Source organism: Shimia sagamensis (assembly GCF_900182745.1).
Classification (GTDB): Bacteria; Pseudomonadota; Alphaproteobacteria; order Rhodobacterales; family Rhodobacteraceae; genus Shimia; species Shimia sagamensis.
Window position 1 is genome coordinate 151837 of sequence record NZ_FXTY01000001.1, and the last position, 16509, is coordinate 168345.

The window sequence follows — 16509 nt, forward strand, 5'->3', positions numbered from 1 at the left end:
AAGGTGACAAAGTTGTCCCCCCCCCGGCTTACACTCTGCACTGTCCTCGTAAACCAGGCCAAGGTTTTCAACAGTCACAATCACGGTCTTGCCCTGCCTGATGAAGAGCGCGGAATACTCCCCACTGACCTCTTCAAAAAACCACGTTCTGCACCGACTTATTCAGGTTGTTTTATCAATCCGCTTGGCTGGGCGCGCCAGCGGTGGTGTCCTCCTCCCGAAAGTTCAGCCCTCCCGAAAAAGGCTGGGAGCGCCCTCAATCAACTGAGTACGCCATTGCTTAATCTGCCCGGTTTCCACCAGGAAATCACGCGACAGTTTCTCCACTGAGGCTTCCCCTTTGAGAGATTCAATCGCCACCTTGGCCTGAAACTCCGGATCGGTGACCGGGGCTTTATCTGTTTTTTTCTTTGGTGCAATCAGCGCGGCATCCGGGTCAATGTCGTGCTTCTGCATGACCTTATGCATGAACGAGCCGCGACGCGGGCGGTTGTTCTCTTTCTCTTGCAAACGCGGTTTCATGCGACGCGCCCAGAAATGCACGGCTTTGGTTTCTTCGGTCAGCCAGTCCTTTTCAATGTCAAACCGGCTCCTGATCATCTTGTTGCGGTCTTTGAACGACACCGGATAAAACGCCGTCTCAGGCTCCGCGTATTTGATTTCGCCGGATTGTTGCAGAAAATAGGTCACCGCCGCCGGTCCGGTGAACCCCCAGTTCTGCTCGGTCATATGCACCGGACGACCAGCGTCTTTCTCCGCCTGAAGCTCTTTTTGCTGCCACGGCTTCAACCATGGCCCAATGGCATACTCGTCTTCAAAGAATTCCAGCATGGCATTCAAAGCCTTAGAGGTCTTTGGCAAGCCAAGCACCGCGTTACATACCAGCCCGTCTTTCTCCCAGCCAAACACCGATTTGCGGGTGTAGTTGAATGGGCGGTAGCAATAGACGTCCGCATCCACCCAAATTTTGTCGGTTTTCTTGAGCAAATTCAGGCGCCACAAATCGGCGTGAATGGCCGGGCTGCCCGTGCGGGCGTGGCGATGCATCGGCTCGCCAGGGAAAATCTCCGCCGCATCCCCCGCATGCACCCCTTCCGGCACGTTGCTGATCTCATCGTAGCTATAAAGCGTGGTGTGATGGCCCGCATCCGCAAAGGACTTCAGACAGAGCTGCTCCAACCAAGAAAGCTGCCCGCCAATCCACAAGGACGCGATTTCGGGAAGTTTGGCCATTTTACCTCAACCTTTGTTCTTACTTTGGAAACAGTTTACGCGGAAACCACTGTGCTGTCTTCGGAAATTCCACGACAATTTGTGTTAGTGCGCCGTGTCTTGCTTCTCGACCGTGAAGAAGAAATCGTCTGGCAAATCACGTTCAACCACCCAATCCGGGATCACTTCTGGACCAGCCAGAAAAACGTTGGCACCAAAATGCGGGTGCAGACGCGCCAGCCGTTCCTGACGCGCACTGGTCAGGTCCTCATAGAACTTGCTGTAGTTGGAAGTTTCCTTAAGCGCATCGATTTTATCGCGGTGACGATCCACGGAAAAGGCATGGGCTTCAGCAATTTCCGGGTCTGACAAAAACCTGTCCATTTCGGCCTGCATGGCGGGGATCATGCGCTGGATAGAGGTTTCTTCTTCGGTGTTGTTGTTCATCCGGAACCAATAAGCCATGCCCTGATCGCGATCGACGTGGTTCACACGACCGCGGTCCCGCTTCACCAAAAAGCTCTCTGCTGAGCGCACCGCATAATGGTTGAGCTGCACCAGATCGTAACCAATGGTGTCCGTAGTCGAGCGCCACGCATTGCGAAACATGTCCTTGGGCAGGTTCCGCCCGGAACCATTGACCCAATTGATATGGGTCCAAAGCTGTGGATTGAGGCCTTTGGGACGGTGCACGCCGAGCTTCTTGAACAAGCCAATGTTGCGATAGAGCGTCTTGAAGCCCCAAGCTTGGTGCGGTTTGCGGGTCATTTCCCGTGCACATCGGGTGAACTGCGCCATCAGCGGTGCGTCCGCGTATTCATGCACATCCGAATTGCCAAACAGTCGCCAGGTACAAGAGATCAGGTTGGCGTCGCCCACCGCGTCAAACAACGCAGGTAGCGTGCCATCTCCCACTTTCACGTTGATAAATTCATCCACATCCATCGAAATCACCCAGTCGGCCTTCTGGATAATCTCTTCTTTCTCACCGGCCTGAAGCGCGGCGTGCTGCGGCTTCAGATTGGTGCCTTTGAACGGATTGTCGCGGTGTTGAACAAAGCCTTTTTCCTGTAACAGATCAAGGAATGTGTCTGTTCCGTCGTTGCAGTCATTTGTGTAGACCAGCACATCCTTCACCCCAATGGCGCGGTGATACGCCAGCCATTCCAGAATAAACGGACCTTCGTTTTTCATGCAGGTGATGATGGCCACATCATTGTCGGCTGAGTTCACCTTTGGCGCCGAAATCTCCGGCATCCGGATCGGTTTGTGGTCAAACTTCTTCTTGGAGAGCTTGATCAGGTCGGTCTCTTCGATAAGCGACGTTTTGGGCACAATTTGCCCAGCTGAGTCAGTTGGATGGCGCAACCCCATGCAACGGTAGAACTTCACCCACTCATCCGTCTGCGGACGCGCTGCCACCACTCGGATTAGGCGCCACACCACGTTGGGCCCGGTTTTCTGCGGCGCCACCACCCAGCGGCGGCGCATTTTGGTGGCATCAAACTGCACGCAGATATGGTCGCCATGGCTGACCTCATCGTCATTGCGCACCCGCCACGGATAACAATGCTGGCCAACCAGCGTCACAACGCCAGAGGACGACTTCACCGCCATGTCAAAAATTGTGCGGCCTTTGGTGGCTTTGCCTTTGGTCTGCGTGACCAGATCGGAGATATCGAGCAAAGCCACAGCGCGCGCAGTGTTGAGCCAGCGGTAGCGGATCATCTCGATTAGTTGCAATTCCGCCAGCGGTGAGTCCCACGGTGACGGCTCCGGGATCTCCATCCGGTCTTTGCCCGGCGCATCCGGGGCATTGTAAGGATGCGCTTCGGCAGGTAAATCCGGCGCGCCCAAAGGCGCGTCAACACGCAACACCATGACCTGCTTCAGGCCTTTTATTGACGCAACCCCGGCTTCAAGATCCGCCAAATAAGCCGCGTTTGTCCCCGGTTTGGCCCGATCCAGGATCACGGCCCCTTGCAGGTTGTGGGCCTGCGCGTGGTAAGCCAACCAATCCAGGGTGGATTGCACTGTCTCACCATTGCGCACCGCCAACATCACGTTGAGCGTCGCAAACACATCCAGTTCTTGCGGCTGCACAGGAAGAGAGAGCTCCGCACCATCAACCAGAATGGCAGGCGCATCGTCAGAATGGGACAGCTTCAGAATGAGCCCATTGCCCACACTCCGGCGATCGAGGATTTTAGTGTTACCACCAGCATTGACCTCGTCTTTGCCAAGACCCGTCTTGAAAAATGCGAGGCTCTCAAGGGTATCAGACGCGTCTAATTCTATACAAGTCAACACGGTGCCACCCGGCACATCTGTTGGTGTCAGTTCACGATAGTGAAACGCCGCTTTGCCCATACTCTGGCCCTTGTATTACACTGCCTGCCCGCACGTTTGTGTCAGGAATTCTTATAGTTGGCCTGATGATACCACTTAACCAACAGACGCTGCAAATCGCGAGATGGCACCTGACTGCTTCCAGCGCATAAGATTTGCGACATCAGCTCCTGCACCTCGGGTTGCTGAATTAGGTCGTCAAATCGACCACGGTGCCACTGAACGCCTTTGGCATGAGCCTCCGCGATCCCATCCAGCGCCAAAAGGTCTTGCAAAACCACATCGGTTCCCGCGCGCATCGCATCGATGGAGGTATTGTTTTCGGTGTTGAAATTACGTTCCACCCAATAGGCCAAATCAACTTTTTTGGTGGCCCGATTGGGCAATCCGCGATCCCGTTTCACGGCAAACGCCGCCGCCGAGCGCACGGCGTAATGGTTCAACTCCACAAGGTCACGCGCAACACCAACATCATAGAGCGACAACCGTTGCGGGTTTTGCGCCAGGAACGGACGCATAGGTTTGCCCGCGCCGTCCACAATGTTGGGCAACCCTGCCTTTTCGGGGTCTTTCTGTTTAGGGCGATGCACCCCCAATTGATTAAACGGCCCTTTGGCGCGGAACAGAGTTTTGAACAAACTGGCTGCCACTGGATATTGAGCGGACGCCGGAATACACCGCGTGAATTGCTCGGTCACTGGCACATCGTCGATGGCCACGTGATCGTTGTTACCAAAAAGCCGCCAAGGCAGAAGGATAGCGTCGGTCTCAGAGGGAACGCTGGCAATCAAATCCGTAAGCTGATGACCCGACACGTGAATGTTCACAAATTCATCCACGTCCGTGACCATGATCCAATCGGCCGCTTTACGCAGCGGGTGTTTCCACGCCTGACGCAGCGCCTGCCATTGAATGCTTTTATCCGGATCGGGCACATGCGGCACATGCACCACCTCGCCGGCCTCCGCCAACAACTCCAGCATCTGATCGGTACCATCATCACAATCATTGGAGTAAATCAGAAAATCCGTCACCCCGGCAGCGCGGTGATGGGCAATCCATTCCAACAGGTAAGGCGCTTCATTTCGCACCGATGTAACGCTGAGTATGCGCAAGGAACTGGCCTCAAAGTTTGTTTGAACTGTACATACCACAGCGAGCAGGCGCCGCTAAACCGCTCTAAAGAAAAACATCTTAAGCTGAGTCCTGCCGGAAACACCTGACAGATCACGGGCTTATGTCTTGTCCCTGAGATGAAGCCGGTGAAGAATGACTGTTAGCCCCCATCGATCTCAGGCCGCCAAAGAGGACGCCATGCCATTCTTCAAACGCAACGGACACTCGATGCCAACCGCCCTTCTCCAGAATGCGGCGGCCATGCGACGCGGCGATGTGGATCGCCGGGAATTCTTGGCTCTGGCCACCGCGTTTGGCGCAACCGGCGCAACCGCCTACGGGATGCTTGGACTGCCGACACCGGCAGCGGCGCAACCGGTGCCCAAACAAGGTGGCACGGTGCGCATTCAACAAGAGGTGCGTGCGCTCAAAGATCCACGTCTGTTTGATTGGCCGCAGATCGCCAACTTCACCCGCGGGTGGTTGGAAACCCTCGTCACCTACGAAACCGACGGCACTTTTAAGCCTGCATTGCTTGAAAGTTGGGATATCTCTGACGACGCCAAAACCTACACGCTGCATGTGCGCCATGGCGTGACTTGGAACGATGGCACGGCGTTCACAGCAGAGGACGTGGCGCGCAATATTCGGGGTTGGTGTGACAGGGATGTCGCGGGCAACTCTATGGCAGGGCGTTTTGCAACACTGATCGATGCAGACACCAATCAGGTTTTGGCAGGTGCCATCGAGGTGGTCGATGCCCACACGGTTCGGCTAAACCTGCCAAAACCCGATATTTCCCTGATCCCCGGCATGGCAGATTACCCTGCAGCCATCGTACCGGAAGGCTTTGACGCGGCGGCAATGTTGGAAAACCCCGTGGGAACAGGCCCTTACCTGCCGGAATCTCTGGTTCCGGGTGAGCGCGGCATCCTTGTGCGCAACACGGCTCACACATGGTGGAACGCCGACAATGGGGCCTGGATGGACCGGATCGAGTTCCTTGATTTCGGCACTGACCCTGCTGCCTGGGCGCACGCTGCGCGGGATGGGGCGATTGATATGACCTATTCAGTGGATGGTGAATACGCAGACCTGATCGCGAATTTCAACGGCTGGACCAAGCACGATGTGATTTCCATGGCAACCGTGGTTGTGCGCCCCAATCAAGAGGCTGAAGTGGGCGGGATCAAACCCTACGCGGACGTGCGGGTGCGCCAGGCGATCATGAAAGCCGTGGACAATGCCATATTGTTAGAACTTGGCAACAACGGGCGTGGCGCGGTGGCTCAAAATCACCACATTGGTCCAGCTCACCCAGAATACACCAATATCGGCATGCCAGATCATGACCCCTCTGGTGCCTTTGATTTGCTAAAAGAGGTGGGTGCGGAGGCGTTTGAAATGGAACTGCACACCATCGACGACGCTTGGCGCAAAAACACCACCGACGCGGTTGTGGCACAATTGCGCGATGCAGGCTTCAGAGCCAAGACACGTGTTGTGCCGGGCAACACCTATTGGGAGAATTGGAACACATTCCCATTCAGCGCGACAGACTGGAACCATCGCCCTCTTGGGGTGCAGATCTGGGCACTGGCCTACCGCAGCGGTGAAGCCTGGAACGAGTTTGGCTATGCCAACCCGGAATTTGACGCGATCTTAGATGACGCGTTGGGTACGTTGGATATCGAGAAGCGCCGTGCCTTGGTCGCGCGTGGCGAGAAGATCCTGCAAGACGATGCCGTCACTATTCAGCCCTACTGGCGCGCCCTGGCCAACCACACCGCAGACGGGTTGGCAGGCGGGGCGCATCACATCTCGTTTGAGATCCGCCCCGCAGAGTTGCATTGGACCTGATGTCTTAGTGCGACAGGCAGGCCTCAAACTGGTTTGCCAGTGTTTGAATCAGATCAGGGTAGTTTGGTGCGTTTTGTTTCGCGCCAGTTGGGTCCAGTTCCTCAGAATGCAGGTCCAAACCATCGCTGATTGCAGCAACGATGTCGTGGTTGAACTGTGGCTCGGTAAAGACGCAAGTGATGTTATTTTCCTTTAGAGCGACCTGAATGGCTTTCAAACGCGCAGCACTTGGGGAGGCACCATCACCGTTGAGAAACGCTCCAGACGCGGCCAGGTCAAACCGGGTCTCAAAGTACTGATACGCATCGTGAAACACCACAAACCCCCTGCCACTCAAAGGAGTAAGTTGTTCAGAAATGGACATGGTCAACGCGGCCAATTCGGCATCCAGGTCTGCCGCATTGGCGCGGTAGGCGGCGGCGTTGTCCGGGTCAAGTTCTGACAGTTTCAGAGCAATGGCATTGGCCCAGAACCGTGCATTTTCTGGGTCCAACCAAGCATGCGGGTCTACGCCCTCGTGGCTATGCCCGTCGTGGGAAGCATGTGTGTCGTGTTCGTCATGGTGCTCGTCTTCTGCCGCGTGCCCTTCATGATCATCTTCATTCTCGGCATGGGCCTCGTGTTCGCCATGCTCTTCGTGATCATCGTGGTCATCGTGCTTGTCATGATCGTCGTGGTGATCCTCATCATGTCCCCCATGATCATGGGCGTCTTCACCACCCAAGGACATCTCGATGAAAGTCTCACTCTCGCGGAACTCCAGCTCGCGGGTGCCATTCAGATGCAGAAGCTCCAGCGCCTGGGCCTTGCCAGCCAGCGACTCAATTGAATCCTCCAGCGTCGGTGTCAGTTCGGCGCCGACCCAGATCACCAAATCGGCGTTTTGCAACGCGCGAGCTTCTGAGGGGCGCATGGCGTAATCATGCGGGGAGACATTGGCTGGCAAAAGCTGTTTTGACGTGCCCACGCCTTCCATCACCTTAGCCACAAGCGCTTGAATCGGCGCGATATCTGTCACGACCTTTGGCACGTCTGCCTGTGCGGAAAGTGCTACAAAAGAAGCCGCGATGGCCGTACTGATGATTCGCATGAGGGAAGCCTCTGATTTGAAGATTTGTGCTGGCTCTAGTCGAAATGTTATACTATATCAAGTCATCCTTTGAACGGAGAGGCGTCATGCAAACAGTTGGCTTTGGACAGCACGATCATTCGGCCTGTGTTGGTGGCGGTATGAAAGCCGCAGAAGACGCCTGCGCCGCGCAGGGTTTGCGCCTCACCAAAGGCCGTCGGCGCGTGTTGGAAATTCTGCTACAGGAGCATCGGGCCATGGGGGCCTATGACATTCTGGGGCTGCTGTCCGATGAGGGGTTTGCATCACAACCCCCTGTAGTCTATCGCGCGCTGGATTTTCTTGTTGCTAACGGGTTTGCGCACAAGATCCAAAAGCTAAACGCCTATATCGCCTGCGCCCACCCCGGAGATTCTCATACACCGGTGTTTCTGATTTGCCGCGGATGTGAAACTGTCGCTGAAACCGCAGCACCGCTAAAATCCACCTTAGGCGAAGTGGCTGACAAGATTGGATTTAAAATCGAGACCACAATTGTAGAAGCCGAAGGCATGTGCCCAACCTGCGCCACGGCATCCACATGAGGCTGGTCACTATCAACGGACTGTCGGTGAAACACGGCAACCATCAAGCCTTGGCCAACGTGGGGCTCACCGTCGACAAAGGTGAGATTGTCACCATTGTTGGTCCCAATGGCAGTGGCAAATCCACACTTTTGCGGTGCATCATTGGCGCAATGACGCCCGACAGTGGCACCATCCTAAAAGCAGCCGGTATGCGGATTGGCTATGTGCCTCAAAAGCTGGCGATTGACGCCACCATGCCGCTGACGGCCGCGCGGTTTTTGTCTTTGCCAAAGCGGCGGGACGCGGCCCATATCAATGAGGCCTTGCAACAAGTCGGCGCGGACGGGCTGCAAGACCGCCCCATGGCAGGATTGTCAGGTGGACAGTTTCAGCGTGTACTTTTGGCGCGGGCCTTGATGGACAAGCCAGACCTCCTGATCCTCGACGAGCCCACCACAGGGTTGGACCAACCCGGGTCAGCGGATCTTTACACCCAAATTGAACACGTACGACGCGACACAGGTGCAGCGATCCTGATGGTCAGCCACGAGTTACACGTGGTGATGAGCGCCTCCGATCGTGTGGTCTGTCTGAATGGCCATGTTTGTTGCCATGGCACACCAGAAATTGTTGCCTCTGCGCCGGAGTACCGCGCGTTGTTTGGCACCGGTACACATGGCGCATTGGCGCTCTATCGCCACGAACATGACCACCACCATCACCACGATCATGACGACGCACATGACTGTGGCCACGACCACGGATCCCATTGATATGTTTGACGACTTCCTGATTCGTGCGCTCTTTGCAGGCGTTGGGGTGGCCTTGGCTGCCGCGCCTTTGGGCTGTTTTGTTGTCTGGCGGCGCATGGCCTATTTTGGCGATGCCACGGCCCATGCGGCGATCCTTGGGGTTGCGCTGTCTTTGGGGTTTGGGGTGTCAATTTTCCTTGGCGCATTGGCGGTGGCTTTGGCGATGGCTTTGACCGTGTCCAACCTGTCTGAGCGCGGCTATGGGGTGGATACCATCCTCGGTGTTTTGGCGCATTCTGCCTTGGCGTTTGGCCTTGTGGCAGTGTCGTTTTTGCAAGGTGTACGGTTGGACCTGAATTCCTATCTGTTTGGCGATATTCTGGCGGTGAGCAAATCCGATCTAGTGGTAATCTGGTCCGGCGCTGCCTTGGTAATAGGCCTGATGATTTGGCGCTGGCAGGCGCTTTTGACCTCCACTGTGAACCGGGGACTGGCCTATGCCAGCGGGATAAACCCCAAGCGCGAACAACAGCTTATGACGCTTGGCCTTGCGATTGTGGTGGCGGTGGCAATCAAGGTGGTGGGCGCGTTGTTGATTGTGGCCATGCTGATCATTCCAGCGGCCGCAGCCCGTGCAGTTGCGCGGTCACCGGAGGCGATGGCCTTTGGGGCTGCGGGCATTGGGGCCCTCGCGGCCGTGGGCGGATTGGGCCTGTCGTACCAGATGGATACACCCGCTGGGCCGTCGATTGTTTGCGCCGCGTCGGTGCTGTTTCTCGCGTTCAATCTGGTGGCACGGGTGGTGCTGAAAGACGCCCGTTAACCTGCCAAAACCCACGTCGGTAGAGCGTCGGTATCACGGCTGTTTTGCGGAGGTGGGCAACTTAGTGCGCCTTACCCCGTTAACCCTTAGTGTATGAGCGCCGCATGCACCAAAGCTTTGAGCTGTGGTCGGGTTGGATAAGAGCTCGACGGGGAGAGCTGCGTGAAGAACACCACCGACAGGTTTTCCACCGGATCAATCCAGAAGAATGTGGAGGCCATGCCGCCCCAACTGAAGTCCCCAACACTACCGGCGCAACGCGCGCGGGCAGGATCAAGCACAACGGCCCCACCAAGGCCAAAGCCCATACCATCCATCGGCTGTTCGGCAAAACTCATCGGCCCCATTGAAGCGATGTCTCCGGGCAGGTGATTGGACGTCATGAACCGCACCGTACGTGGTGAGAGCAGGCGCATATCGCCCAGCGCGCCGCCACGCCGCATCATCTCAGCAAAACGGAGGTAGTCGTCCATGGTTCCCACAAGACCACCGCCGCCGGAATGCATGCTGGCGTTCAGGAAAGGTGAGCCTTCGGTGGTGTCCACAAGGCGCAGCGTTTCTGCGCCGATCTTCGCCTGATTGAGCGCCATCGCGTCTCCCTCAAGCGGGGTATAGAGGTCAGCAAAGCGATCCTCTGTGCCGGGGATCACCGAGAACCCCGTTTCCGACATGCACAGTGGGTCGAGGATTTCCGTTTGCAAAAAATCGGCGAGTGTCTGCCCGGTGATGACCTCGATCACACGGCCCAGAATGTCGATGCTGACAGAATATTCCCAACGGGTGCCCGGCTGAAACGCCAATGGCAGTGCCGCCACCTGATCCGCCATATCCGCCAGCGCGCCCTGATTGGCTTTGAACATCAGATCCTGCGCGTCCATTTCCTTGGGCAAAAGACCCGGATTAAACGGGTAGCTCAAACCACTGGTATGGGTGGCCAGTTGGTGCAACGTCGGCGTGGCGCAGGGTTCCACCTGATCCATCGTCGACGCGCCAGGCACCAGCGCGTGACAGTGTTTGAACGCCGGAATAAAATTGGACACCGGCGCGTCCAGATGCACAAGGCCACGCTCCACCAGCATCATCAACGCCACTGTAGTGACCGGCTTGGTCATCGAATAAATCCGCGCCACGGTATCGCGCTCAAACGGCGCACCGGAAGCAATGCTGCGCAAGCCAGTGGCGTGGTCAAACACCACATCGCCATCCCGCGCGATCAATACACCACATCCGGCGTATTTGCGATCCACCACAAGTTGGTCCATCCAGCCCGACAGCTGCGCCAATCGGTTGCTGTCAAACCCTCGGTCCTGTGGTGATGCTGTACCAATCATGGAGGCCTCCCAAGCTACCAAATCTGCCACCTAGAGTGCCTTTTTGCCGCAACCACGGACAAGGTGGTAAGACTACGTAGTTCTTTGTCGGCCCCCAGATAGTTGTAAGCTTGCAACCTACGCCCTTTGATCAGCACGCGGAATCGCCCATATTGAAACCAATCACAGGCGAGGAGGCCGCGGCGCGTGTTCACAAAGACCTTAAGACAAAGACTTGGAACGGCATTTGCGGCGCTGTCCGTGTTGGTGGCGGCGCAAAGTGGCTTGGCCCAAGACGCAGAGGCCCCTGCCCCGCAGACGGTCTATGTGTTTGGCAACAGCCTGGTGCACCACCTCACTGAAACAGATGAAACCGCGGTGCCACATTGGCTGAGCCAGATGGCAGTGGCGGCGGGCACGGAGTTAAAACTGGACGGGCAATGGGGCTTTCTGCGTAATTTTGCCAAAAGTGATACGCCCAGCGCCGGATGGAAGTTCAAAGATGTGCAGCGAGGCTGGACGCGGGAGTATCGCAATTTTGCCGATGTGAGTTGGGACACCATTGTCATCACCCCGGCAAACTTCATTCAGTATCAGGGTGCTGACAAAGCCTTCCACGGCGACAACCCGGACAATGCCTCGCCGCTGTCGGCCACACTGAACGTAATCGACAACATGGACACCGCTGTGGGGCCGGTGCGGATCGCGATCTACGAAGGCTGGGCTGATATGGGCAGTCAGGTGAAAAGTTTCCCGCCAAGCGCGCGACAGATGCGCAAATATCAACGGTTCAACAGTGGCGACTACCACGACTGGTTTGAAGACTACGTCGAAGCGTTGCGCGAAGAACGGCCAGATGCACAGATCAACCTGATCCCGGTGGCCAGCACTTTGGCGGAGCTGCTCGACGGTGGTGTGCTGGATGGCTTGGAGGCAGAGGTGTTTTACACCGACGATGCACCGCATGGCACACCAACCACCTACTTCCTTGCCGCCGCAATCACCTTTGTGAGCCTTTATGAGGCAAAACTGCCTTTGGCGCTCGATATACCGGAGAGTATCCATGCGGACGTGCGCACCTATTGGGAAGCGGTGCGCGATGAAATCCATCGGTTGGTGCTCAAACCTATGCAACAAGCGGCGGCCCGGGAGGTGCCGTCCGGAACACCCTTTCGCACACCAGACGGTGACGCGCCTCAGCTAGCGGGACTTGGGCTGGCCGATCCAGCATTGGCCATGGGCTTAAGCGGGATCAGCGATTGGTCGACGCAGCAGCCGTTTATCAACGTAATGAAAACCGCACGCCCTTGGGTGGGGCATCTGCCTGGCCAATGGGGCGGCGTGAGCTTTGAAGAGCTGGACGCGCGTGGGTTGCTTGATGAAGAGGGCTGGGTTTGGGGCGTACCTGAGGACATCGAGTCGGTGGAGGCGTTGCTCCTGACCGACCTGCCGGAGGAGGCCGTTGCCTATTCCGCGCGCTATCGTGTGACATGGCAAGGTACGGGAGAGATTGAAGTGACGGGGAGGGCACGGGTGACCTCCAAAGCGCCGGGGGAGATCTGGTTTGACTTCACGCCCGGCGAAGGGCCAGTGGGGATCAAAATCCGTCAACCGGACCCGGATATGACGGGCGACTATGTGCGTGACATTCAGGTGATTGCGCAGTCTTACACCCTACTTGCGGACGCCGGCGCGGTGTTCAATCCCGTGTGGCTCAACGTGGTGGATGATCTGCGCATGGTGCGGTTTATGGATTGGATGAAGACCAATGGGTCGACGCAATCCAGCTGGGACGAACGCCCACTCACCAGCGATTTTAGCTTTGGATGGCGCGGGGTGCCGGTGGAGCTGATGGTGCGGCTGGCCAATGAGATTGGCGCTGACCCGTGGTTCACCATGCCGCATCTGGCGGACGAAGGTTATCTGACCGCTTTTGCCAGCTATGTGCGCGACCATCTGGATGGTACGCTCAATGCCCATGTCGAATATTCCAACGAGATGTGGAACTGGGGGTTTGAGCAAGCGCAATGGGCGTTGAAACAGGGTGAGGCGCGTTGGGGCAAAGGCCAGGACGTGCAGATGCAATTTTCCGGGATGCGGGCGGCAGAAATGGCGCGTGTCTGGGGCGAGGTCTATGGCGACGCTGCCGAGGGGCGACTGACAAGGGTAATCTCCACCCACACCGGTTGGCCCGGTTTTGAAAAAGGGTTGTTGCAGGCGCCGTTGTGGCAAGCGGAGGGCAACCCGGCACCGGTGACATTGTTTGAGGCTTACGGCGTGACCGGGTATTTTGGCGTCACACTGGGGATGGAGGGGGAAGGCTCAAAAGCGCTGCGCGGTTGGCTTGATACAGCCCGGAAACAGGCTGAGGCTGCGGGATCTGCTGAGGGGCTGAAGCGGGCGGCACTGACGGCCTATGTGGAGGAGCACGCGCATGATGGCGTCGCGGCGCAGGCGGCAGACTGGCTGCGCAAGGGTGAGTTGAAAGAACTCACCGGAAAGCTACTGCCCTATCACCGCGATGTGGCGCGCAAAAACAATCTGAAACTGGTGATGTATGAGGGCGGCAATCACGCGGTTGGTGTCGGCGTTGAGGCCAATGACGACACGCTGACGGCGTTTTTTACGGAGTTCAGCACCAGCACTGAAGTCGCGGCAATGTATGACGAGCTGTTGGTCACCTGGCGGAGTTTGGGCGGGCAGAGCTTTAATGCGTTTACCGATGTGGGCAAGCCGAGCAAATGGGGCAGCTGGGGGCATCTTAGGTTTCTGGGTGACAATACGCCCCGCCATGATGTGCTGATGGAGTACAACCTGACCGGGCCTCATTGGAGCGAAGACCGCGCCGAGGATACGTTCCTGCATGGCGGAATTTACCTTGGAGATGACACCTCCAATCGGCTAGAGGGCACGGGCAGACGCGATGTGCTTTTGGGTATGGGCGGCAATGACGTGCTGATTGCGCGGGGACCGGGTGATTTGCTGCACGGCGGATCAGGCACAGATCGGGCAATTCTGCCGGGTGTGCGCACAGACTATGAATTTAGCCGCGAGGGCGCTCAGGTGCGGGCTGTGGCAGAAGGGCGGAGCTATCTTTTGACCGAGATGGAGGCCGTGGCCTTTGAAGAGGCCCCCGCGCTGGTGCTGCCGATCAGCGGGCTTTTGTGACACAGGGTTGATGTGAAAGGGGAAATCCCCCTGCCTCGGTACACGGCAATCTGATAGGTTGCATCAAACATGACGTCAGAGGCGAGCCTTTCCGTGCTGAGCATTCTCATTCCGGCCAACAATGAGGCCGCCCATATCAGCCCTTGTCTGAAAGCCGTTTTGGCCTCTGACGGGCCAGCAGTGGCGCAGATTGTGGTGGCGGCCAATGGCTGTGACGATGAGACAGTGCAGATTGCCGAGAGCTTCCGCACGCAAGCTGAGAACAAAGGCTGGAGCCTCACGATTCTGGACCTGCCCGCTTTGGGCAAAATGGGGGCACTCAATGCCGCCGATGACGCCGCCAGCTTTGGCACCCGCGCTTATCTAGATGCCGATGTTCTGGTCGACCCTGCCTTGATGGGACAGATTGCCGAGGCGCTGAACACAGATGCGCCACGCTATGCCAGCGGTAAGTTGCGGCTCTCCCGCGCCAAGACATGGGCCACGCGGGCCTATGCGCGCACTTACAGCAAAGTGCCTTTCATCACCCATGGAGTTCCCGGCGCAGGATTGTTTGCGGTGAACGCCGCCGGTCGCGCGCGCTGGGAAGACTTCCCCGGCATCATTTCAGACGATACTTTTGTGCGCCTGAACTTCACGCCAGAGGAACGCATCGGCACAGACGCAGGCTACGATTGGCCGCTGGTTGAGGGATTCGCCGCGCTGGTCAAAGTGCGGCGGCGGCAGAACGCCGGTGTTGACGAAATTAAGGCACGGTTTCCAGACTTGCTCAAAAACGACGATAAATTCACCCTTGGCTTAGGCACCAAACTAACCATGATGTTGCGCGACCCATTGGGGTTTTCGGTCTATGCGGCGGTCTCGATTGTGGTGAAGCTTTCGCCGCAGAAATCCAACACGTGGGAGCGTGGCAGATGAGCCGCCTCAAAAGCCTCACGCAGGGCAACTCTCTGGCCGCCCGCGCCATTCGCAGTGGCGGCTGGACCATCTTTGGGTACGGCGGTTCCCAAGCGTTGCGGCTGGCCTCCAACCTGATCCTCACCCGGCTGTTGTTCCCCGAAGCCTTTGGCTTGATGAGCCTTGTTTGGGTGTTCCTGCAAGGGTTGTCCAATCTCAGCGACATGGGTGTGACCCAATCGATCCTGCAAAGCAAACGGGGTGAGGATCGCGCCTTCCTCGACACCGCCTGGACCATACAGGTGATGCGCGGTGTGTTCCTGCTGATCCTGACCTGGGCTTTGGCCGTGCCTGCGGCGGCGTTTTATGACGCACCGGAGCTGGCCGAGATCTTGCCCGTCGTGGGGTTGACTCTGCTGATCATGGGCCTGTTCCCCACCAAAAAGGACAGCGCCAATCGACAGCTCGCGCTGGGGCGGATCACCCTAATCGACCTCTCGGCGCAGGTGATTGGCCTTGTGGTTGGTGTGGCCATAGCCTGGGCCACAGGTTCGGTCTGGGCACTGGTCGCAAATGCGGTGACCACAACGGTTATGCAGTTGATTTTCTATTATATTTTTCTACCCGGCGCGATCAACAAACCACGCTGGGACAGGCCCGCTGCCGGGGAGTTGATCCACTTTGGTAAATGGATTTTCCTGTCCACCGCCGCCGGGTTCCTGCTGTCCCAAGGCGACAAGATTGTGCTGGGCAAACACCTGAGCCTTGGCGCACTTGGGGTCTACAACATCGGCTACTTTCTGGCGTCCTTCCCCCTCCTGTTAGGGGGCATGTTGATGCGGCGAATTATGATCCCGATCTACCGCGAAAAGCCCCCCAGCGAGAGCGCACAAAACCGCGCCAAATTACACAAGATGCGCATGCTGCTGAGCGGCGGATTGATGGGACTTCTGACGCTGTTTGCCCTGATCGGCGTCTGGCTGGTCACGGCCCTGTATGATCCGCGTTATGCGCTTGCAGGCGGTGTGGTGGTGCTCTTGGCGGTGATGCAAATCCCGCAGGTGATTGCCCTGACCTACGATCAGGCTGCGCTGGCCGCGGGCGACAGCCGCGGGTTCTTTGTGCTGGCCACAACACGCGCGGTTTTGATGATGGCGGGTTTGATCATTGGGGCCAGCCAATATGGCCTTATTGGCGCCCTTCTGGGACAAGGTCTGGCAATGGTGTTGGCCTATCCGGCCGTGGTCTGGCTGGCGCGCGCGCACGGCGCTTGGGACCTACGGCATGACGTGGTATTTTGGACCTTGGGCATTGGCACAGGTGGCCTCGCCTTTTGGCTGCATCAGAGCGCGATTGTTAATCTTTCTGCCCTCAATTTGCCCTGATT

General features: G+C 57.3%; 12 protein-coding genes. 7 read left to right on the forward strand and 5 right to left on the reverse strand.

Going from position 1 to position 16509, the window contains the following annotated elements; genetic code table 11:
- Positions 1–225: 225 nt before the first annotated feature.
- The 3 genes from QOL67_RS00745 to QOL67_RS00755 all read right to left on the reverse strand — a co-directional run bounded on the left by QOL67_RS00745 (position 226) and on the right by QOL67_RS00755 (position 4676).
- Entirely contained in the window at positions 226–1233 is a 1008-nt protein-coding gene (locus QOL67_RS00745) for a hypothetical protein (protein ID WP_283424032.1), read from the reverse strand.
- An 84-nt stretch (positions 1234–1317) separates the two neighbouring features.
- The gene (locus QOL67_RS00750; RefSeq protein WP_283424033.1) at positions 1318–3582 is read right to left on the reverse strand and encodes a glycosyltransferase family 2 protein; all 2265 of its coding nucleotides are present in this window, start codon (positions 3580–3582) and stop codon (positions 1318–1320) included.
- A 41-nt stretch (positions 3583–3623) separates the two neighbouring features.
- Entirely contained in the window at positions 3624–4676 is a 1053-nt protein-coding gene (locus tag QOL67_RS00755) for a glycosyltransferase family 2 protein (protein ID WP_283424034.1), read from the reverse strand.
- Between the two features lie 199 nt (positions 4677–4875).
- Between QOL67_RS00755 and QOL67_RS00760 the strand changes: the two genes are divergently transcribed.
- Positions 4876–6537 (forward strand): ABC transporter substrate-binding protein, encoded by a 1662-nt coding sequence (locus QOL67_RS00760; RefSeq protein WP_283424746.1) that lies wholly within the window; start codon positions 4876–4878, stop codon positions 6535–6537.
- Between the two features lie 4 nt (positions 6538–6541).
- Here the strand turns inward: QOL67_RS00760 and QOL67_RS00765 are convergent, their stop codons facing one another.
- Entirely contained in the window at positions 6542–7627 is a 1086-nt protein-coding gene (locus QOL67_RS00765) for a zinc ABC transporter substrate-binding protein (protein ID WP_283424035.1), read from the reverse strand.
- Positions 7628–7713: 86 nt separating this feature from the next.
- Here QOL67_RS00765 and QOL67_RS00770 point away from each other — a divergent pair, with 86 nt between their 5' ends.
- Genes QOL67_RS00770 through QOL67_RS00780 form a run of 3 tightly spaced genes read left to right on the forward strand, consistent with a single transcriptional unit; the run spans position 7714 to position 9747 of the window.
- Entirely contained in the window at positions 7714–8190 is a 477-nt protein-coding gene (locus tag QOL67_RS00770) for a Fur family transcriptional regulator (protein WP_283424036.1), read from the forward strand.
- A complete protein-coding gene (locus tag QOL67_RS00775; RefSeq protein ID WP_283424037.1) occupies positions 8187–8945 on the forward strand; it encodes a metal ABC transporter ATP-binding protein in 759 nt (252 codons plus the stop codon). The genes QOL67_RS00770 and QOL67_RS00775 overlap by 4 nt, the downstream gene beginning before the upstream one ends.
- Position 8946: 1 nt before the next feature.
- Positions 8947–9747 carry a metal ABC transporter permease gene (locus tag QOL67_RS00780; protein ID WP_283424747.1) on the forward strand — a complete coding sequence of 267 codons (801 nt, stop codon included), beginning with the start codon at positions 8947–8949 and terminating at the stop codon, positions 9745–9747.
- Between the two features lie 86 nt (positions 9748–9833).
- On the opposite strand, the gene QOL67_RS00785 is transcribed toward QOL67_RS00780, so the two are convergent.
- Entirely contained in the window at positions 9834–11078 is a 1245-nt protein-coding gene (locus QOL67_RS00785) for a serine hydrolase domain-containing protein (RefSeq protein ID WP_430458925.1), read from the reverse strand.
- Between the two features lie 186 nt (positions 11079–11264).
- Between QOL67_RS00785 and QOL67_RS00790 the strand changes: the two genes are divergently transcribed.
- From QOL67_RS00790 to QOL67_RS00800, 3 genes are all read left to right on the forward strand, one after another.
- Complete coding sequence (locus tag QOL67_RS00790) at positions 11265–14225, forward strand: calcium-binding protein (protein WP_283424038.1); 2961 nt, start codon at positions 11265–11267, stop codon at positions 14223–14225.
- Between the two features lie 93 nt (positions 14226–14318).
- A complete protein-coding gene (locus QOL67_RS00795; RefSeq protein WP_283424039.1) occupies positions 14319–15143 on the forward strand; it encodes a glycosyltransferase family 2 protein in 825 nt (274 codons plus the stop codon).
- A complete protein-coding gene (locus tag QOL67_RS00800; RefSeq protein WP_283424040.1) occupies positions 15140–16507 on the forward strand; it encodes an oligosaccharide flippase family protein in 1368 nt (455 codons plus the stop codon). Before QOL67_RS00795 ends, QOL67_RS00800 begins: the two co-directional genes overlap by 4 nt.
- Positions 16508–16509 lie beyond the last annotated feature (2 nt).

What these genes read in the sequence shown, in the direction of transcription:
- QOL67_RS00785 (WP_430458925.1), bottom strand. Translation starts at nt 11,078, where the DNA reads ATGATTGGTACAGCATCACCACAGGACCGAGGGTTTGACAGCAACCGA.
- QOL67_RS00765 (WP_283424035.1), bottom strand. Translation starts at nt 7,627, where the DNA reads ATGCGAATCATCAGTACGGCCATCGCGGCTTCTTTTGTAGCACTTTCC.
- QOL67_RS00775 (WP_283424037.1), top strand. Translation starts at nt 8,187, where the DNA reads ATGAGGCTGGTCACTATCAACGGACTGTCGGTGAAACACGGCAACCAT.
- QOL67_RS00770 (WP_283424036.1), top strand. Translation starts at nt 7,714, where the DNA reads ATGCAAACAGTTGGCTTTGGACAGCACGATCATTCGGCCTGTGTTGGT.
- QOL67_RS00780 (WP_283424747.1), top strand. Translation starts at nt 8,947, where the DNA reads ATGTTTGACGACTTCCTGATTCGTGCGCTCTTTGCAGGCGTTGGGGTG.
- QOL67_RS00745 (WP_283424032.1), bottom strand. Translation starts at nt 1,233, where the DNA reads ATGGCCAAACTTCCCGAAATCGCGTCCTTGTGGATTGGCGGGCAGCTT.
- QOL67_RS00750 (WP_283424033.1), bottom strand. Translation starts at nt 3,582, where the DNA reads ATGGGCAAAGCGGCGTTTCACTATCGTGAACTGACACCAACAGATGTG.
- QOL67_RS00800 (WP_283424040.1), top strand. Translation starts at nt 15,140, where the DNA reads ATGAGCCGCCTCAAAAGCCTCACGCAGGGCAACTCTCTGGCCGCCCGC.
- QOL67_RS00760 (WP_283424746.1), top strand. Translation starts at nt 4,876, where the DNA reads ATGCCATTCTTCAAACGCAACGGACACTCGATGCCAACCGCCCTTCTC.